This window comes from Maridesulfovibrio sp. (assembly GCF_963676065.1).
Lineage (GTDB): Bacteria > Desulfobacterota > Desulfovibrionia > Desulfovibrionales > Desulfovibrionaceae > Maridesulfovibrio.
Genome location: NZ_OY780933.1, coordinates 110,949 through 130,350 on the forward strand (window position 1 = coordinate 110,949; position 19,402 = coordinate 130,350).

General features: G+C 48.2%; 19 protein-coding genes. 7 read left to right on the forward strand and 12 right to left on the reverse strand.

The window, feature by feature from the left end:
• Positions 1–157 precede the first annotated feature (157 nt).
• From ACKU35_RS00530 to ACKU35_RS00560, 7 genes are all read right to left on the reverse strand, one after another.
• Positions 158–2,377 carry a hypothetical protein gene (locus ACKU35_RS00530; protein ID WP_319762093.1) on the reverse strand — a complete coding sequence of 740 codons (2,220 nt, stop codon included), beginning with the start codon at positions 2,375–2,377 and terminating at the stop codon, positions 158–160.
• A 77-nt stretch (positions 2,378–2,454) separates the two neighbouring features.
• Positions 2,455–2,853, reverse strand: coding sequence for a cytochrome c3 family protein (locus ACKU35_RS00535; RefSeq protein WP_319762095.1), 399 nt, complete (start codon positions 2,851–2,853; stop codon positions 2,455–2,457).
• 168 nt (positions 2,854–3,021) lie between these two features.
• Positions 3,022–3,423, reverse strand: coding sequence for a cytochrome c3 family protein (locus ACKU35_RS00540; protein ID WP_319762097.1), 402 nt, complete (start codon positions 3,421–3,423; stop codon positions 3,022–3,024).
• 137 nt (positions 3,424–3,560) lie between these two features.
• A complete protein-coding gene (cobJ, locus tag ACKU35_RS00545; RefSeq protein WP_319762099.1) occupies positions 3,561–4,400 on the reverse strand; it encodes a precorrin-3B C(17)-methyltransferase in 840 nt (279 codons plus the stop codon).
• Positions 4,295–5,326, reverse strand: a complete 1,032-nt coding sequence (locus ACKU35_RS00550) for a cobalt-precorrin 5A hydrolase (protein WP_319762101.1) — start codon at positions 5,324–5,326, stop codon at positions 4,295–4,297. The genes cobJ and ACKU35_RS00550 overlap by 106 nt, the downstream gene beginning before the upstream one ends.
• 213 nt (positions 5,327–5,539) lie before the next feature.
• Positions 5,540–6,808 carry a glutamate-1-semialdehyde 2,1-aminomutase gene (gene hemL, locus ACKU35_RS00555; RefSeq protein ID WP_319765316.1) on the reverse strand — a complete coding sequence of 423 codons (1,269 nt, stop codon included), beginning with the start codon at positions 6,806–6,808 and terminating at the stop codon, positions 5,540–5,542.
• A gap of 176 nt (positions 6,809–6,984) precedes the next feature.
• A complete protein-coding gene (locus tag ACKU35_RS00560) occupies positions 6,985–7,470 on the reverse strand; it encodes an Lrp/AsnC family transcriptional regulator (RefSeq protein ID WP_319762103.1) in 486 nt (161 codons plus the stop codon).
• A 269-nt stretch (positions 7,471–7,739) separates the two neighbouring features.
• On the opposite strand from ACKU35_RS00560, the gene ACKU35_RS00565 reads away from it, so the two are divergent.
• Both ACKU35_RS00565 and ACKU35_RS00570 read left to right on the forward strand, forming a co-directional pair.
• Positions 7,740–8,309: a NapC/NirT family cytochrome c gene (locus tag ACKU35_RS00565; RefSeq protein WP_319762104.1), complete on the forward strand. Its 570-nt coding sequence runs from the start codon at positions 7,740–7,742 to the stop codon at positions 8,307–8,309.
• An 18-nt stretch (positions 8,310–8,327) separates the two neighbouring features.
• Positions 8,328–9,680: a multiheme c-type cytochrome gene (locus ACKU35_RS00570; protein WP_319762106.1), complete on the forward strand. Its 1,353-nt coding sequence runs from the start codon at positions 8,328–8,330 to the stop codon at positions 9,678–9,680.
• A gap of 140 nt (positions 9,681–9,820) precedes the next feature.
• Here ACKU35_RS00570 and ACKU35_RS00575 read toward each other — a convergent pair whose 3' ends face one another.
• Positions 9,821–10,189 carry a hypothetical protein gene (locus tag ACKU35_RS00575; protein WP_319762108.1) on the reverse strand — a complete coding sequence of 123 codons (369 nt, stop codon included), beginning with the start codon at positions 10,187–10,189 and terminating at the stop codon, positions 9,821–9,823.
• 188 nt (positions 10,190–10,377) lie between these two features.
• Here ACKU35_RS00575 and ACKU35_RS00580 point away from each other — a divergent pair, with 188 nt between their 5' ends.
• Positions 10,378–11,367: an NAD(P)H-dependent glycerol-3-phosphate dehydrogenase gene (locus ACKU35_RS00580; RefSeq protein ID WP_319762110.1), complete on the forward strand. Its 990-nt coding sequence runs from the start codon at positions 10,378–10,380 to the stop codon at positions 11,365–11,367.
• A gap of 19 nt (positions 11,368–11,386) precedes the next feature.
• Positions 11,387–11,668 (forward strand): hypothetical protein, encoded by a 282-nt coding sequence (locus ACKU35_RS00585; protein ID WP_319762112.1) that lies wholly within the window; start codon positions 11,387–11,389, stop codon positions 11,666–11,668.
• A gap of 64 nt (positions 11,669–11,732) precedes the next feature.
• Here ACKU35_RS00585 and ACKU35_RS00590 read toward each other — a convergent pair whose 3' ends face one another.
• Complete coding sequence (locus ACKU35_RS00590; RefSeq protein WP_319762114.1) at positions 11,733–12,692, reverse strand: chemotaxis protein; 960 nt, start codon at positions 12,690–12,692, stop codon at positions 11,733–11,735.
• A 238-nt stretch (positions 12,693–12,930) separates the two neighbouring features.
• On the opposite strand from ACKU35_RS00590, the gene ACKU35_RS00595 reads away from it, so the two are divergent.
• From ACKU35_RS00595 to ACKU35_RS00605, 3 genes are all read left to right on the forward strand, one after another.
• Positions 12,931–13,569, forward strand: a complete 639-nt coding sequence (locus ACKU35_RS00595) for a hypothetical protein (protein WP_319762116.1) — start codon at positions 12,931–12,933, stop codon at positions 13,567–13,569.
• 177 nt (positions 13,570–13,746) lie between these two features.
• Positions 13,747–15,429, forward strand: coding sequence for a long-chain fatty acid--CoA ligase (locus tag ACKU35_RS00600; protein WP_319762118.1), 1,683 nt, complete (start codon positions 13,747–13,749; stop codon positions 15,427–15,429).
• A gap of 166 nt (positions 15,430–15,595) precedes the next feature.
• The gene (locus tag ACKU35_RS00605; RefSeq protein ID WP_319762120.1) at positions 15,596–16,111 is read left to right on the forward strand and encodes a hypothetical protein; all 516 of its coding nucleotides are present in this window, start codon (positions 15,596–15,598) and stop codon (positions 16,109–16,111) included.
• A 72-nt stretch (positions 16,112–16,183) separates the two neighbouring features.
• Here the strand turns inward: ACKU35_RS00605 and dxs are convergent, their stop codons facing one another.
• The 3 genes from dxs to ACKU35_RS00620 form a co-directional block, all read right to left on the reverse strand.
• Positions 16,184–18,103, reverse strand: a complete 1,920-nt coding sequence (gene dxs, locus ACKU35_RS00610; protein ID WP_319762121.1) for a 1-deoxy-D-xylulose-5-phosphate synthase — start codon at positions 18,101–18,103, stop codon at positions 16,184–16,186.
• Between the two features lie 161 nt (positions 18,104–18,264).
• Positions 18,265–19,155 carry a farnesyl diphosphate synthase gene (locus ACKU35_RS00615; protein WP_319762122.1) on the reverse strand — a complete coding sequence of 297 codons (891 nt, stop codon included), beginning with the start codon at positions 19,153–19,155 and terminating at the stop codon, positions 18,265–18,267.
• Entirely contained in the window at positions 19,145–19,387 is a 243-nt protein-coding gene (locus tag ACKU35_RS00620; protein WP_319762124.1) for an exodeoxyribonuclease VII small subunit, read from the reverse strand. Before ACKU35_RS00620 ends, ACKU35_RS00615 begins: the two co-directional genes overlap by 11 nt.
• Positions 19,388–19,402: the final 15 nt, after the last annotated feature.

A 19,402-nucleotide genomic window follows, 5' to 3' on the forward strand; every position in this document is an offset into this window, starting at 1 on the left:
AAATAGTCGACCTGCTTTTTTGCACTGTCACTGATATTATGAGTCAGTAACAGAGCTTATTTCTTCATTTCCCCGTTCTGAATATCCAAACTAAATCGGTCCGGTAGACTTTTGTCCGCCGGACCGATCTTCAGGATCAATATAAATAAATTCAAAGTTAATCTTCGATTTCCCGAGCGAGAGCCGCGATTTCTTCACGAATAATTCTGGCAGCCTCAGCAGGAACAGCCCGCTCAAGCTTTTCAGCCAGCATTTCGTCAACCGAAGCCTTAAAGGATTCTTCCAGCTCGCCCTTCATATTCTCAATCTTTTCAACCAGCCTCGGAGCAAGATAATCTTCTATATCCTCGGTCAAACGGCCTTTAATTCGATAAAAAGCCGGAGAGTCCGGGTCTAGTTCTTTTTCCAGAGACTTGGCTACAACCTCTTCCACGTCCGGCAAGGAATCAATTCTTGCCTGAATTTCATCAAGACGAGGAGAGTGATCAGGAAGTTCATTGAGTTTAGACTCAACGGCCGTAATTCGCGGTTCATGATCGGGCAGCTCTCCCAGTTTGGACTCAACGGCTGCAATTCGCGGTTCATGATCGGGAAGCTCTCCCAGTTTGGACTCAACGGCCGCAATTCGCGGATCATGGTCTGGAATTTGATCCAGACGGGACTCAAGATCACTTAAACGCGGCTCAAGGTCCGGACTTTCATCCAACTTACCTTCAATGGAAGCAATACGTTCATCTGAATCAGCGCGGACTTCTCGCAGACCAAGCTGAACCTGATCGGCAACCTTTTCGCCAACTTCCTCCGCGGCTGCTGCGGCAATTGCTATCACTGCTGCAGAGTCGGGTCTCAAAGCTTCGCTTAACTGCTGACTGACAATTTCCACGACGCCGTTACCCTGAACGGTCTTTTCTTCGAGCAGACGCATATTTTCCGCAAAAGCGGCCATGCTGGCTTCGATGTTATCAAGTCGGGAAAGACTGCCGGTAGCAGATTCTAGAGCCTGCTCAAGAACCGCAATCCGTTCAGTTGCATCGGACAGAGAAATTTCAAGAGTTTCGGAACGCTTGGCTGCGGTGGCGTACTTCTCTTCAAGCTCTTCAATCGCAGCGGCCTGCTCACCGGTATCAGCAGATGTTTCGCATTCACCGATTTCCAGATCCGCATCGAGATCAGAAAAATCTATTTCGGTATCTTCAAGTAATTCACCTAGGTCCAGATCGTCATCCCCGGCATCAAGGTCCTCATCGTCAACTAAATCAAGGTCAGCACCAAGATTGACATCTCCGGCCACAAGCTCAGTATCAACAGCTTCACATACTTCCGGACTCACCTCTTCTTCAGTCATACCGCCTGCTTCAGGTTCGGTAACTTCGGGTTCGGCAACTTCGGGTTCGGCAACTTCGGGTTCGGTAACTTCGGGTTCGGCAACTTCTGTTTCGGCAACTTCTAAAACTGCTTCAGTAACGGGTTCATCCGCTACATCTTCCAAAAGATCGAGCCCTTCTTCCTGAAGATCCAAAATGTCCTCGGATTCTTCAGACAGCAAGCCTTCGATATCTTCGTCAGCAAGGACATCATCACCAAGATCTCCAAGTTCAACTTTGTCATCAATATCATCAAGCAGCCCATCCAGCTCATCGTCTTCATCAGTTACGGCTTCATCAAGAAGAGAATCGAGATTTTCTACATCTGCATCGCCGTCAAACAATGAATCAATATCATCGATATCATCTTCGGCAACGGTCACTTCACCTCCGAGATTATCAATGAGGCCGTCAAGACCTTCGGAGTCAAGCTCTCCGCTTTCGACTCCGTCGGCAGCCAAAACCTCAGCTTCACCAAGGTCAAAATCAAGATCATCCCCGAAATCAGCTTCAGCCGTGGCTTCTACTTCCGGAGATTCAGAAATTTCTGTGGTATCTTCTGCGGGATTCTCAATGACTTCATCAACGGAAGCTTCTTCAACCACATCGTCAATAATTAAGGCATCATCCCCGGCTTCTTCGACTACATCATCAAGTTCAAGGATATCTTCTTCGCCGCCCTCAACGGAAGCCTCTTCCACCACATCGTCAAGGATTAAAGCGTCGTCCCCGGCTTCTTCGACTACATCATCAAGTTCAAGGATATCTTCTTCGCCATCCTCGACGACATCGTCAAGCTCAAGGACATCATCACCGGGAGCCTCTTCCACAACGTCATCAAGCACCAGAAGATCGTCTGAATCATCCATGGTCAACTCTGGCTCTTCAATATCAAGGTCTTCTGAAAAAAGGTCTTCGAGTTCCTGTTCAAAGCTGGCATCAACTTCTTCAGCAACATCATTAAGATCGAGAACTTCTTCCGTACCTTTTTTATCCGGTGAATCCGGGGTCATAAACTACCCTCGTAAAAAAATTAATAAAGGGGGCGGCCCGCCTCCCTCTTGATTATACATCAAAAAACTTATTTATTTCACCTGCGGTGACAGTCGCTGCACTTAGTCGGTCCGGTTGCCTTTTCAGCTTTTCCCAGCATTTTGTGGCAGCCAACACAGCTGTTTTCAGCTTTTGCGTGGAAAGCAGAGTAAAAAGAAGTAGGTTTCTTTTTACCTTTTTGGCTACCGTCAATGTGACAGCCTTCAGCAGCACATTTTTTGATTTCACCGTTACCGTCCCACATGTGGTGACAGGTGCGGCAGTCAATAAAAGCATGACCTTTGTGAGAAAAAGAAACCGGATGCTTCGTAGCTTTAGTGCCGAGAGGTACTTTCAGAACAAGTTCATCGGGAGCATCTGCAGCGTACACATTGAAGAGTCCGACGGCACTTACCAAAGCAACTGTTACTATGCAGGTAAGTAGTGTTCTTTTCATACTCAGTTCCTCTTTCAGCCTATGTTACCTTCTCAGACTCTTCAATATCAAAGCCTTCCAAAAAAGATCCTTAAGGCCGGGAACTTATCCGGTAAATTTGGGAGCATATACTACCCTTTAGAAAAAAGGGGGGCGGGCAGCCCCCCTTTAATTACACATCAAGAAAACTTATTTCTTGGGGTGACAGTCGCCGCACTTAGTCGGGCCTGCTGCCTTTTTGGCTTTTTTCAGAGCTTTATGACAGCCCACACAGCTGTTGTCAGCTTTTGCGTGGAAAGCAGAGTAAAAAGAAGTAGGTTTCTTTTTACCTTTTTTGCTGGTGTCAATGTGACAACCTTCTACAGAACATTTCTTGATCTCACCTTTACCGTCCCATTTGTGGTGACATTTAGCACAGTCAAGGGCCGCATGGCCTTTGTGAGAGAAATCAACCGGAGATTTTTTAGTCTTCGCACCGGCAGGTGCTTTCAGAACCATGTCACCGGGAGCATCAACAGCGTACAGGCTGGGAAGCGCGAAAGCACATACCAGAGCAGCTGCTACCATACAGATAAGCAGGGTCTTTTTCATCCTCAGTTCCTCCTTAAAATAACGTTAACCTAATTACAGTCTTCTTGTGGATTTAATTTAGATAAAAAACCATGTCAAGCATGGTAAGAAAATCAGCTAACTAAAATTAGCGGTATCAAATAGTTATCACAGCTTAATCAAATATCATACTTGTTGGCGTAACCGCGCGGGGTAAGCATTTTTCCGGCAACCTCCCGAGTTGAAGAATTACCAACAATCAGAATAGTTTGCATGTCCACTTCGTTCACGTCCAGACTATCCAGAGTGACAACCTGCACTTTCTGCCCGTCACGATAGGCCCGGTTTACAATGCCCAGCGGGGTGGAGCCTTCGCGATATTTTTTTAAAATTTCAACGGCTTCACCGAGATGGCCGGCCCTTTTCTTAGAACGCGGATTGTAGATAGCAATCACAAAGTCAGCATCAGCCGCGGCCTTCAGCCTTTTCTCAATTTTTTCCCAAGGGGTGAGCAGGTCGCTGAGGCTTATGGAGGCAAAATCGTGCATGAGCGGAGCTCCTAAGATAGCTGCCGCTGCGGAAAATGCCGGAATACCCGGCACGACTTCAAAACGGACTTTGCCGAAAAGATCATCCGCTTCCAAAAGCTCCATCACCAGACCGGACATGGCGTAAATGCCGGGATCGCCACTGCAGACCATTACCACATTGCGCCCCGCCACGGCAGCTTCTACAGCCTTGCGGCAGCGTTCTACTTCCGCCATCATGCCGGTGGAAAGGATCTCTCTGCCTTCAAGTAATTCCTGTGGAACTAGCTTAATATATCCGGTGTAACCGACCACCGCGTCGGCCTCTGCAATAGCCTGCCGGGCCAAAGGAGCAAGCAGGCACTCATCACCGGGTCCTAGCCCGATTACCTTGATGCAACCTTTGCTATCGCCACTGTCACCCGCGTGCTTTTGGTCTTGGGAACAAAGATTTCCTTTACATCTGCCAGTTTCATTGCCGCCGCTTCGCATACGCCGCCGACTCCCATATGTTTCATCACCATTCCCGAAGGATTGATGACTTCAATTTCATTAAGTTCCACCGCACTGAAAAATTTCAAATCAAGTCCTAAAATTTCAGCGGCCTCCAACATTCCGGATTCATCACTTTTTGCATCAATTGAACCCATGCAAAATATGGACTCAAATGAAATTTTATTCTCCGCAACAACACTGCGAACCAACTCCAGAATCTCATCCGCAGGAACTCCGCGCCGGCATCCTACTCCAAGGCTCAGGCAGCGGGGATACAGGGATAACACCTTTTTAGAAAGATCATGCCGCCGCCAGTCCACAACAATTCCGCAAGAGCAGGAATCGAGTCCTGTGACTGTTTCCACTCCATAAAAATATTCACTGAAACCGGATAGATCCAAAAAACCGTCAGGATCATAAACAGGAATCTGCTCTCCATCCAGAATTGCGGCATTGATATGCTTAATTAAACCGATATCGCCGATAATCAGCCCCTGATCACGGGCAAGCAGGTCCATCGAAGGAACTCCCGCACAATCCGTGGCCGTGGTAATCACCGGGGTGGCCCCGATTTTATCAGCGATCAACCGGGCAAGTTCATTGGCCCCGCCCAGATGCCCGGAAACGAGGCTGACTGCGAACTCCCCTTCCTGATCAACAACAACCACCGCCGGGTCCTCGGCTTTGCTTTTCAAAAAAGGCGCAATCATACGCACCGCTATCCCGGACGCTGTAACAAAAACATGACTCCCGTACTCGGTAAACTTATCGGCAACTATATCTTTGAGGGAAGTAAAAGGGATATCATTTTTCGTTGCGTAGCGATCCAGCACGTAGCTGTCGGCAGAAATTAGGGCAGCTAGTTTTCGAGCAACCTTTGCCCCTCTTTCCGTAAGGGCGTATATAGCTATACGATTTCCCATGGCGAATCCCACTGTAACAAAAAACGGGAGGAGTGACCTCCCCCCGTTGGTTAAAACCGAATAAAAGTTTTTGGGATTCTTAAACCCTTTTTCACAAATCCGCAGGAAAGCTGATTTGGGCGTTTCCTGAAAGGCAACACCCCGGAGGGGCGAGGCCAAGGACGGGCCGAGTCAAAAAGGTTTAAGGCCCCCGGCATAGCCGCCGGAGACTTCCTAGCCTTTAAATCTTTTAACTGCTTCCAGAGTGGCTTCGTAATCTTCTTCGCTATGCGCGAAAGAAGTAAAAGTACACTCGAAGCTGGATGGAGCGAGATTTACGCCGTTCTCCCGCATGTGGCGGTAGAATTTGGAATAAAGTTCGGCATCACCAGTCTTGGCGGATTCAAAATCAGTCACTTCCTGATCAGTAAAGAACAGAGTGAAAATGGAGGCAACGTGGTTAAGGGTCATCTTGAATCCGTTTGCTTCCAGAGCCGCCTTCATGTCCTGCGCCAGCTTGAGGGTTCGGGCTTCAAGAGCTTCGTAATCCTGCTGCTGCAGGGCACGCAGGGTGGCCACACCAGCTGCCATTGCTACCGGGTTACCGGAAAGAGTTCCTGCCTGATAGACATCACCGCAGGGTGATATACGTTCCATATATTCCTTTTTACCGCCGTAGCAGCCGACAGGAAAACCGCCGCCGATGATCTTACCGAGGGTGGTCAGGTCCGGGGTTACGTTAAAACGGAGGCCAACTCCGCCGGAAGTAACGCGGAATCCGGTAATAACTTCGTCAAAAATTAACAATGCGCCATATTCATCGCAAAGAGCGCGCAGCCCTTCGAGAAAGCCTTCTTTAGGCAGTACCAGTCCCATGTTACCGGCGACAGGCTCAACTATAATAGCCGCGATGTTCTTGCCTTCTTTCTCGAATACCGCTTTGACGGCATCAAGATCGTTGTAAGGAGCAAGCAGCGTATCTTTTACAGTTCCCTCGGGAACGCCGGGGGTACCGGGGATGGAAAATGTTGCCAGGCCGGATCCTGCGCTGGCGAGAAAGCAATCACTGTGACCGTGATAGCAGCCTTCAAACTTGAGGACTTTATCACGTCCGGTAACGCCACGAGCAAGACGCAGAGCGGACATGGTTGCCTCGGTTCCGGAGTTGACCATGCGGACCATTTCAATGGAAGGAACCATTTTGATGATCTCTTCGGCCAATTCGATTTCACCGGGGCAGGGAGCGCCGTAACTTGCGCCCATATCAACAGCTTTATGAGCTGCTTCTTTGATTGGTTCATAGCCATGGCCAAGCATCATCGGGCCCCAGCTCATGACATAATCGATAAGTTCCTGTCCTTCCACGGACCACATACGGCTGCCATCGGCCTTTTCGATAAAAAGAGGATCGCAACCTACGGATTTGCAGGCTCGGACCGGGCTGTTCACTCCGCCGGGCAGCAGTTTCTGGGCCTTATTAAAAAGTTCAGACGATGAAGCCATTTGAAACTCCTTGGAAATTTGATGCGCTTCGCGCTTTAATGAATTCACTTTGCCTCCTGCGGCTTAAACCCTTTTTGAAAAAGCGTTTAAGAATCCCAAAAATTTTATCAGGACTTCGTCGCTATGAGGCATTTTATTGTGAGGGACATTCAAAACAATAGTCCCCGAATAAGAATCTATTTCTCTTCAAAATAGACCATGGAGGTCTTTTTCAATTCTTTGAGACTGCGCAGGATGCAATGATCGGTGATACCTGTCTGTTCCATCAGCTCGGCTACGACTTTTTTGCAATCTTCAGGACCTTTGCCGTGGATCATTGTATAAAGATTGTACGGCCAGTCGTCATAAGTACAGCGCAGATAACAATGGCTTATCTCTGGACGTGCTGCCATAAATTCGCCGACTTTTTCCGGTTCCTGATCTTCGGTTACGCGCCATGCAACCATGGCATTTGCACCATAACCGGCCTTTTGATGACGTAAGGTTGCCCCGAAACGGCGGATTATCTTATCATCTTTAAGCCTGCTCAAGAGATCCAGCACTTCCTGCTCAGAACAGCCGACCTGCTCGGCAATGTCTGCATATGGAGTTGCACTCCAGGAAAGATTTTTTCCCGCCAGTGCCAGAATATTTTTTTCAATTTCTGTAAATTTAATAGCCATATTCCTTCCTTGGTCTTTTCTTTCGTTAACCTCTGATACCTGCATATGGCTTCATCCTCAAGTGCTGAAAGGCAAATATTTCTTTGACCATTATTACCCGCGTAGACCCGAAGTTTTTGACTTAAGTCATAGACTCGTTGAGATTCTCCATGTAATATTTCTAATAGTGCAATCTTTTTTTAATCAAGGAGGAGTAACTGATTAAATCACTTATTTGTGGAATGAGGACTATTAGAGATAACTCCTAACAGCATGGAGGTGACTGAACAATGCCGGTAAACCCTAAGAAAAAAGGGGATGGCGGATTCAGTCGCAGATGGCGTTGGGGAGTTGTATCGGGACTTTTGATTGCGGTGGTTATGGTTCTGACTTCAGGTTATATGGTAAACGTCACAAATACCGACGTATTCTGCCAGACCTGTCATGCCATGAAACCGTTTCGCGCTTCCTGGCAGCAAGCCGTGCACGGGGGGCATAATGACAAAGGCTTCGCAGCGCAATGCGTAGATTGTCATCTGCCGCACGGTAACTTTGTGGTATACATGTCCGCAAAAGCCTACACCGGAACCCGCGACATAATCATGAATCTCTACATCGACCCAGCCGAGTACGACTGGGCCGCCAATGCAGAGAAGCACCGGCTCAAATTCACTTATGACAATGCCTGCAGGCACTGCCATATAAAGCTTGAGCCTGTCGGTGTTAAACCGGGTGCTCTTCTCGCCCACCGGGCTTATCTCTACGGACAGACCGACAAAAAATGCGCAAGTTGTCACCCGCATGTCGGTCACAAAAACATGATTGAAATGGCTAACAAGTTCTTTAAAAAGGACTTATGATTCCAACTGGGGGTAATCATGTTGAAACAGATGGTTAAAGTTATGACGATTGCAATGGCAATCGCAATGTCCGCAGCACTGTGTTTTGCTGCTAACGCACCTTTCCCCAATCTCGCACCCAAAGAACTGGTTGTGAAGAGGGGCTTTTCAAAAGAAGCTACCAGCTGTATCGAGTGTCACGCCAAAAAGACACCCGGAATCGTCGAAAACTGGAAACTGGGCAAGATGGCTCACGCCACTGTTTCCTGCTACGACTGTCACGTTGTAGAAAAAAGCTCATCCATGGCTAGCCAGTGTGAAGGTATCAAAGGTACCGAAATTTACATTTCGCCCATGGTTTCTTCCAAAACCTGTTCCCGCTGCCATCCGCAGGAAGTTGACCAGTTCTTAAAGAGCGGCCATGCCAAGCTTGCAGGTGCACCGGTTATTGATAACAAAAAATTCCAAAAACTTATGTACTACTATGAAGGCGGCGTCTTCATGGGTGTAAAAGAAGGTTCAGGACCGAGCATAGCTTCCCGAGCCTCAGGTTGTCAGATTTGTCACGGAACCAAAGTAGAACTGGGTCCGGACAACAAACCCATCAAACTCACATGGCCCGGCGGTATCGGTACACGCTACCCTGACGGGTCAATCGGAACCTGTACTGTCTGTCACACCAGACACATGTTCTCCATTGAAGAAGCACGCAAGCCCGAAGCTTGCGGCAGCTGCCACCTCGGCCCGGACCATCCGCAGAAAGAAATCTACGAAGAATCCAAGCACGGCCAGTACTATGAAGCTCACGGTGAAAACTGGAAATGGGACAGCGCACCTGATACTTGGCAACCCGGCGATTACGACGCACCGACATGTGCTGTCTGCCATATGTCCGGCATCGGTGAGCTTAATACCACTCACAACGTAAATGAACGTCTGAAGTGGGATCTCATGCACAAGACCAGTGTAATCCGCAGCGGCGCACGCGGCGATGGTGAAAAGGGCGACAAGCTTATGCGTAAAGTCTGCGCAAACTGTCATGGCAAGACCCATACCGACGTGCAACGCAAGATGCTTGATGATGCTGTAGAGCTCTACAATTCATATTGGGCAGGCGCTGAAAAGATGAAAAAGGAACTGACAGAAAAAGGACTCCTGATCAAAGATGATCCTTGGAATGACGGTTTCCAGGAACTTGAGTACTACCTCTGGCACCATTGCGGTCGTCGCGCACGTCACGGTACTGCAATGAACGGTCCTGACTACTCGCACTGGCACGGTTTCTTCCAGGTCTTCCAGGTATACAAAGATATGCAGAAAATCTACGAATACCGCATCAAGCACGGTAAGATCGAAGAACTGTCCCATGTAATGAGCACAGGGCCTATCTAAACCGAATTGATTACGATTAAGAATGCACTAAGCCCCCGGAGGATGGTCCGGGGGCTGTTTTATTTGAATTTAAGCCGGTTCAACCGGTTCATTCAGATACGGACTCTGCATCCGCCCTCCTTGTCGGGCCGTGAAGCAACTCAGCTAAGTTCCTGCAAAGCCTCCTCAAGCAACCTGTCCGCAATTTCGAGAATATCCGCTATTTCTTTTCCGGTAGCGTTATCAATATGAATTCCGCAGGCAGTCGCAGTCGTGCAGTTAAAAGCGGTTGCCAGCGTATATGAAATTTTCCGGGCCAGCTCATCCTCTTTGTGACCGGTTACGGTAAGCAGGGAAACTGAAGCATCCGCTTTCCTCTCTCTTCCCTGTCCCTGATACGGCACAGCCAGAGCGACGGCTCCGATATGGGATTCGTCGCCTCCGTGAAGACTTACATTTAAATCCCTGCCCATTCGTTCAATTACCATCACCAGTTTAAAACGCGGAGTTGTTTTTTCAATACGAATCATGGCCCAGTCCTTTAAAAATTTCTTAAAACAACATTAGAATATACAGCTCCACTCATCCATGCAATTTTTCTTTTTCACTATCGCTAACCCCCTTTCATTTTTGAACAGGTTGCCAATTTTTTCTACGGGGGGTAATTATGATCTGATATAAAAATTCAAGCTGAATAGAACTTCCAAGGAGTTAATAAATGAAAATAGCAGTAATCGGTGCAGGAGCATGGGGAACCACCCTTGCCAACACATTAGCCAAGAAAGGAATCGATACCCATCTGTGGGTCCGCGAAGAAGAGCTCAGCCAAGAAATAAATAAAACCGGATACAATAGTGTATTTCTGCCTGATTTCAAACTGTCCGAAAACCTTAAAGCCAGCAGTGATGCCGAGAAAGTAATCACCGGGGCCGACTACTACATTCTTGTTGTCCCCAGTCAGTTTTTACGTAGCTCCCTGACGGAGATGAAACCGTATTTCCCGAAAAACCCGGCTGTCATCTGCGCCAGCAAAGGAATTGAGCTGAACACGGGAGCACCGATGTCTCAGGTTGTAAACGAAGCATTGGAAGGACTTAACCCCAGATTCGCTCATCTCTCAGGCCCCACCTTCGCCTACGAGCTGAGTTCTGAACTTCCGACATCCATCGTGCTCGGCTGTGATGACGAAAAGCTGGCCGCAGAGGTTCAGGATTTCTTCTCCACCTCATACTTGCGGATCTACACCAATCCGGATTACCGAGGTGTTGAAATAGGCGGTGCCATAAAAAATATTATGGCCATCGCCGCAGGTATGGCCGACGGTTTGAAATTCGGGCATAACACACGTGCGGCACTGATCACCCGGGGGATTGCTGAAATGAGCCGGTTGGGTGTTGCCATGGGCGCTGAACCTTCCACCTTTATGGGCCTTTCCGGCATGGGCGACCTTGTGCTGACCTGCACTGGAGACCTTTCCCGCAACAGGCAGGTGGGCATCAAGCTTGGACAAGGTTTGAAATTGAGTGAAATCCTGAAAATGCGTATGGTAGCCGAAGGAGTTAAAACTACCGAGTCGGTTCATTTACTGGCAAAGAAGCTAGGTGTAGAGCTGCCCATTACCGAACAGGTATACAAGATTTTATATGAAGATAAAGACCCCGCCACCGCGGTAGGCGACCTGATGAACCGCGACCTTAAAGCGGAGTAATTTTTTAAAGGAGAACCTGATGAAGAAAAGACTGATACTGTTAAGCGCGGCACTGCTGATGCTCGGGGGCTGCGGATCATGGCACAATCCGAATATTACCGATCCGGCAAAAGAGAAGGAGATCTTCAAAATTGACCGTGATTTTTGTGACAACCAGAACAACCAGAATGTTCCGGTCGGAGCGCAGACAGACGATGAACCGAGGGAGCCTACTACCTACGAAGCCAAGTTTTCTGAAAATTACTCTTATGAGACTACGTTTGAAAAATGTATGAAAAACCGCGGCTGGATAAAAAAATAAATCATAAAAATCCCCTTTGTAATTTTACAAAGGGGATTTTTATGCACTAAAATCAAGGCCGGATCTATGCGGACTGCAAGCGGTCCCTGTATTTCTCAACAAGGGCAATGGCCCGGCCGGTCAGCTCATTGAATTCCGGTTTGGTAATCTGGTCATCCGCCTTTACCGCTTCGCCCTTATGGTACAGCCCTTTGGTAATCAGCGAAGAGAAGAGTATAACCGGAAGTCTGGAAAGATCAGCATGATTCTTGATATTCTTTGTCAGGGTATATCCGTCCATCTGAGGCATCTCGATATCGGACACAACAACGTCCACCATCTCACTTATGGAACCGCCTTTTTCACGGGCTTCTGCGCTCATTTCCTTCAAGCCATCCAGCGCTTCCTGTCCGTTGGTATAAAGTTTGACCTCAAAGTTGGCAGACTCGAAATTCTTATTAAGCAGAGCCCGCACGGAAACGGAATCGTCAACCAGCACTGCCGTCATTTTTTCCGGTGCGGAATATACTTTTCCGTCATTTCTTTCGGCCATTTCAGGATCAAGTTCGCCCAGAATACGCTCAAGGTCGATCATCAACACAAAACGGTCATCGATCTGAACTGTTCCGGTTATGCAGTTGGTCGGCATATCCGCGATATATTTATTCGGGGTTTTAAGATCTCCCCAGCCGATACGGTGAATCTGAGTCACTCCGGTGACTAGAAATCCGGTTATTACATTGTTTATCTCAGTGACCACGATGAGTTCATTCTCGGATTCTTTACGCTCGATATCAAGCCAGTCCGCAAGGTTTATGACCGGAAGAATAATATCACGCAGGGACATGGTTCCAAGATAACTGGGATGCGGTGCTCCCTCGGCAGACTCAAGTCCCTTGGGAGCCTCAACAACCTCAAGCACTTTAGCCACGTTTATGCCGAAATAATCACGTTCGAGCTTGTCTTCGTGGACATCGTCGATAAAAAACTCGATAATTTCAAATTCATTAGTACCTGCATCAAGCAATATCTCATTATCCGACATATAAAGACCCCCCCGGAAATCTATCTCTTTTTCAGCCTGTCAAACAGGTTACTGCTGTATTGTAATTGTCTCTCCGGCCGAATTCAAGGAAATACACTTTTTTTTGAAATTAATACACATTTTCTTCAACTTTGCCTGGGTTCGTGTCCTAACATCACGCCATGTTATTACTGGCTAGGCTGCAGGTATTGATATACAACTGATGTAAAGTTTGATCAGCTAAACTCAAGGGGTAGTTATGTTAAAAAAAACCAGTCTTGTAAAATTCTTCTTTCTCAGCCTGCTTATCCTCATAAGCGGCTGTGCGGGACACGAAATAAAACCAACAGTGCCTATGACTGTTTTCAATCCCAAACAGGGCTCATTCAACGTAGATGTCATTCTCTTTGAGCTTCAAGGGAACGGATTACCGCGTAAGGTCGAGTCCGGAATCGTGCCCATTGAACAACACATTATCCAATCCCTTAGTGCCATAGGATACAACTATGCCCCCAACGGGAACGCCAATTACCTTATAGAAGCCCGCATAGGCTCCATTTCGCCCAAACTTGCCGCTGCAGGGGAATCAGAGCAGGTCGGCTTTGCTTTTGACGGGCTTTATGGTGATCCCTTTTTCGAGGATTATCCGGTTCTTATCAAAGAATGGACTCCCGAGATTCAAAAAATACGCAGCGGCCCCAACTCCTGTTTCATCACCATGCAAATCCTGATCAAGGAATCAGAGTCAGGCCGGGATGCGGTTGTTTACCACGGGACTCCGCGCCCTCTGGAGGTTCCTTATGCACTGGGCTGTCCTTTTTCAAAATGCGGAGATGGTGCCAATCAGGCCCTTACTGCCTATCTGCTGGATATTTTCACAAGGTCAGCCGGAAAATGATCTCATTTACAAACTTGCCAGAATTTAAACTGATCAATATAATCGGCCCGCTTTAAGGAAAGATACCCCCTGCAAGGGGGAAGGGGAGCCTGTGCGCTACCGGACTTATCCGGTCTGCGGACTATTAACGTACGGGCAAAAATATTTAATTCTTTTAAGGATAATGGAAGGTTAGGAGTGGAGATCAAACGCCCGTGGCTGGATCATTACGATCCGGAAGTGCCCCAGACTGTGGATTTTAAAAATAGGCCGGTATTTGAATATCTGGACCTGACTGCGGAAAAATGGCCGAAACGTAAGGCCATCGAATTCCAGAACTGGTCGATCACATACGAAAAACTGAGACGCGAAGTAGAAATAATGGCGGCCAATCTGCGCAAGCTCGGTATCGAGCAGGGCGACAGGGTTGCTATCATGCTGCCCAATACTCCGCAGATGATCATGACCTATTTCGCAATTCTCAAAGCAGGGGCTATCGTAACCCTGACCAACCCGCTTTATATGGAAACCGAAATCGTTCACCAGCTCAATGATTCCGGTGCCAAGATGCTCATCACCATCGATATGCTCTGGTCAAAAGTGGAAAAACTGCGCGATCAACTCCCCGTGCGGAAATATCTGGTCACCCAGATTTCGGATACCCTCAAGTTCCCCCTTAACTGGCTCTACAGATTAAAACGGATGCGGGAACAAAGTTCTCCGAAAGTACCCTACAATGAGTCCTCAATTCTAAAATGGAACACCCTGAGAGCAGGGAAAGACCGCTACAGCGCATCAAATATCAGGCCGGAAGACACCGCCCTGCTGCAATATACAGGTGGCACAACCGGACTTTCCAAAGGTTGCAACCTGACTCATGCCAACCTCGGCGCGAATATGCAGCAGGCCCACGCCATGCTCAGCCATCTCGGTGATGATAAGGAAATTGTGTTGGGTATTCTGCCTTATTTCCACATCTACGGCCTGACTGTATGCCTCAACTTTCCTACCCTCCTCGGCGCGACTATGGTTCCTTTCCCGCGCTACGTGCCCCTTGATGTGCTCAAAACCATGCACAAATTAAAGCCGACCCTGTTCCCTGGAGCACCGGCGCTCTACATTTCCCTGCTGCAACAGAAAGAGCTGAGCAAATATGACGTAAAATCTGTTAAGTACTGTCTTTCCGGTTCCTCACCAATGCCGGTTGAAGCTATCAAACAGTTCAAGGAAGTTTTCGGAGCTACGATTATTGAAGGATTCGGCCTGACTGAAGCGTCCCCGGTAACTCACCTCAACCCGCTTATTGGCAAAAAGAAACCCGGTTCAATTGGTATGCCCTTACCTTCTACCGATGCCGCCATTGTTGATATGGAAGTCGGCAGTGTGCAGCTGCCTCCCGGAAAAATGGGTGAACTGGTGGTCCGCGGCCCGCAGGTTATGAAGGGTTACTATAATAAAGCCGATGAAACCGCCGGAACACTGCGTAACGGCTGGCTCTACACCGGAGACATCGCCTACATGGATGAGGAAGGATACTTCTACATTGTAGATCGCAAAAAAGACATGATCATTTCAAGCGGCTACAATATCTATCCTCGTGAAGTGGATGAGGTCTTATACAAGCATCCCAAAATTCAGGAAGCTGTCACGGTAGGTCTGCCCCACAAGACCCGTGGCGAAATCATCAAGGTTTACATTGTTCTTAAGGAAGGTCAGGAAATGGACCGCGCCGAAGTGGTGGCTTATTGCCGCGAAAAACTCGCAGGTTACAAGGTGCCTAGGAAAGTTGAATTCCGCAATGAACTGCCCAAGACAATGGTCGGAAAAGTTCTGCGCCGTGCCCTGCGCGAGGAAGAAGAGCAAAAAAGAAAATCAAAATAACTTTTTCAATTTATTTCGCTGACAAAAGCCTGTCCGCATAAACTGCGGACAGGCTTTTTTAATTTCGCAATTTGACAATTAGTACTTTAAAGAGCATCTTTATTAATAATTACAGATAATTATATCCATTAAGACATAATTCAGCCAAGTTTTTGCGAGGACTGCCATGAAGGAAAAACTTAAGACAGTAACCATGCACGCGGGAATTCCGGGAACAATCACACTTTTGCAAAAGGGAGTCTTGCTCCACACCACATCAGGCATGAGTGTGCGCGAATTCATGGTCGAAGAGATAGGTCTCAATCCTGACTATGCCGAGAACCGGGTACGGGCTATTTTCGTAAACGGATCTCCGGTGGACGACATTGACGGGGTAAAAATAGCTGACGGCGACGAGATTTCGCTTTCCGGTGCACTGCCGGGAATCAGCGGAATTGCCATGTGCCGCGATACGCCCATCGGGGCTTTCCGTAGTGATATCAGTGCCAAGACGTCAGACGCAGTTAGTGCCGGCGAGGCAAAAATTTTTCTTAAGCTGTTCAACCTTATCGCGCAGGAAGCCGGACCGATCTTATTAGAAAAAGGAGTCATCGTGCAGGCTGAAGATGTGCGAAATTACCTGAAAGAAGGAGCACCTAAGGATCTCCCGCCTGAAGACGGGCCGGTCATTTTGAAAATATAAAATAAAAAACCGCATTCAATTAAGAATGCGGTTTTTTATTGGCAGTTATTTTATGCAGCGGATGAATTCTGCTTAATCCAGACCGAGCATTTCCACCATGGCTGCTTTCATACCCTCGATGTCTATACCGAGTTCGCTACGCAGTTCCTGCTGGGTGCCGTGCTCAATAAACTCATCAGGTATACCGAGCCGCTTGATTTCGTGACCGTCAAGGGCGTTGTTATCCACCAGCATTTCCACAACAGCGGAACTGAATCCGCCTGCTTTGGCATTTTCTTCGACAATAAGAATTTTCTTAAACCGCGAGGCCAGTTCCAGAATCTGTTTTTCGGGCAGCGGTTTGATAAAGCGGGCATTAAAGACCGCGACAGCCTTACCGTACTTCTCGTCAATTTCCTCCACAGCTTCCACTGCGGGCCACACTCTGGAACCGACAGTGATAACCACACCGTCAAATCCGTCGCGTAGGAGTTCACCCTCGCCTATTTCAAGGAGGCTGGGGGTTTCTTCAAGAATAGCACCAATGCCCACGCCGCGAGGATAGCGCACCGCAGCAGGACCGTTGAAATCAACAGCTGTCCTGACCATACGTGAGAGTTCCGCCTCATCCTTGGGAGCCATGAAAACGAGATTCGGAATATGACGCAGGAAAGACATATCAAACACGCCGTGATGAGTTGCCCCGTCAGCGCCGACCAGTCCACCGCGATCAAGGAAAAAGTTCACGTTCAAATTCTGCAGGCAGACATCGTGTACCACCTGATCATAAGAACGCTGCAAAAAAGTAGAATAAATAGCCACTGCGGGTTTATAACCCATCGTGGCCAGACCGGCAGCGAAAGTCACTGCATGCTGCTCACAGATACCCACGTCCACAAAACGGTCCGGGAACTGTTCACGGAAAGAGTCGGTTCCGGTTCCTTCGGGCATGGCAGCGGTTATAGCGACAATTTTATCGTCCTTTTCCGCCATCTTGCACAGAGTTTTACCAAAGACTTCAGTATAGGACGGCAGTCCGCCCTTGAACTTTTTAGCCCGGCCCGTCTCCGGCTCGAAGCTGCCTACACCATGAAAATGGGTTGGATTATTCTCGGCCGGTGTGTAGCCTTTACCTTTCTTGGTCAGCACGTGGACCAGTACCGGGGTGTCAATTTTTTTGACCTGCTCAAACACATCAACCAGCTGTTCCAGATTGTGACCGTCTATGGGACCGAGATAGGTAAAATCCAGAGCCTCGAAAAGCATTCCCGGAGTGAAGAAGCTCTTAAAGGAATCCTCACCGCGTTTGGCGTACATTGCCAGATCATCACCGATTTTGGGAATCTGCTTGAGGATTGATTCAAAATCCTTTTTAAAGCGATTCATAACCGGGTGAGAAAGCTTACGGCTCAGAAAAGCGGAAAGAGCGCCGACGTTATCTGAAATGGACATTTCATTATCGTTAAGCACTACCACCATCTTGCGCTTCATTCCCCCGGCCTGATTAAGACCTTCAAAGGCTTGACCGGCAGTCATGGAACCATCTCCGATAACGGCCACGCAATTGCGCTTTTCACCCTCAAGGTCACTGGCTACAGCCATACCGAGAGCCGCAGAAATAGATGTGCTGGAATGACCTACGCCAAAATGGTCATAGGGATTCTCAGCCATACGCGGGAACCCGCTGATTCCGCCTTTCTGACGCAGGGTGTGGAATTCATTGTATCGACCGGTCAAAATCTTGTGGGCATAAGCCTGATGACCAACGTCCCAGACCAGACGGTCCCGCTCAAGGTCGAAACTCTTCATCAGAGCCAGGGTAAGCTCAATGACACCGAGGGATGGAGCCAAATGTCCACCACCAACGGAAACGGTATTTATTATGCACTGACGCAGCTCAGTTGCCAGTTGGGTCATTTCCTCATAGCTTAACCCTTGAATCTGCGCAGGACTTTTTATTTTCTGCAGTAGCTCATATTTTCCGCATCCGCAGGAATTTCCATTTTTGCTCATATCCCAAAGAACCTCACCACATGTTACAATCTATGTCATATTTAAGCAGCATAACAGCAAACTCCCCACACCCTCTGGAATCCACTGATTGGCGCATGCTACTTAACACTGTTAACTTATCAATGTATAAAAATAAAATATACGCCTATACGGCTGAAAAACTAATAAACCCTGTCCACGATATAACGGGCCAGTTCAGCAAGAAATTCGGCTTCTTCACCTGAATAAGGCGAAAGGAGTTCAACGGCCTCATCAATATACTTGCGGGCCAGCTCCTTACTCTCTTCAAGACCGATAAGACTGGGATAAGTTGATTTACCCTGCTCAATGTCACTGCCCACGGGTTTACCGAGGGTGGCCTCATCGCCGACCACATCCAGAACATCGTCAACGATCTGAAAAGCTACGCCGATCAGTCTTCCGTACTCTTCCGCACGTTTGACATCATCGTCGGTCGCCTCTGCTCCTTTAGCCAGAATTGCACCTGATTTACAAGCAGAAAGAATAAGCGCTCCGGTCTTCATGGAATGCATCACCCGAAGCTCGTCAAGAGTCACTCCTTCACGTCCGGTGTAGCTCATATCAACTACCTGCCCGCCGACCATGCCGGCACTTCCGGCAGATTTGGCCATCAGAGCAATCGCTTCCACTACATGTTCGGCCGGGGCATCCGCGGTGGCCATAAATCCGAAAGCTTCGGTAAGCAGGCCGTCACCGGCGAGAATTGCTGTAGCCTCGTCAAACTGTTTGTGGTTCGAGGGCTTACCGCGACGCAGATCGTCATCATCCATGGCCGGAAGGTCATCATGGATAAGCGAATAAGTATGGATCATTTCCAGACTGGCTGCAAAAGGCATAACCGCTTCTTTATCAGCTCCGAGCATCCGGGCCCATACCAGCACCAGTACCGGGCGCAGTCTCTTACCGCCGGCCATCAGGCTGTAATTCATGGATTCCAGAAGATTTTCAGGAATACCCTTGTCTTTCAGACATTCGCCAAGATATTTTTCAACCTCCGCAGCATGAACCGCGAGTTTTTCTTTAACTGTCATCCTCTGTATCCTCTTCTGTATCTACGTCGAAGTCTTCCACTCCGCCGTCGGTGACTATTTTCACTTCATTACGGGCCTTTTCCAGCTGTTCTGCACATTTTCTGGAAAGGGTACGACCTTCTTTAAAGAGGGCCACACCTTCTTCAAGGGGCAGGTCTCCCTGTTCAAGGGAGGACACTATCGCCTTCAAGCGGTCCAAGCGATCTTCAAATGTTTTACTTTCTTTTTTCAAGAGATGTCTCCGGCT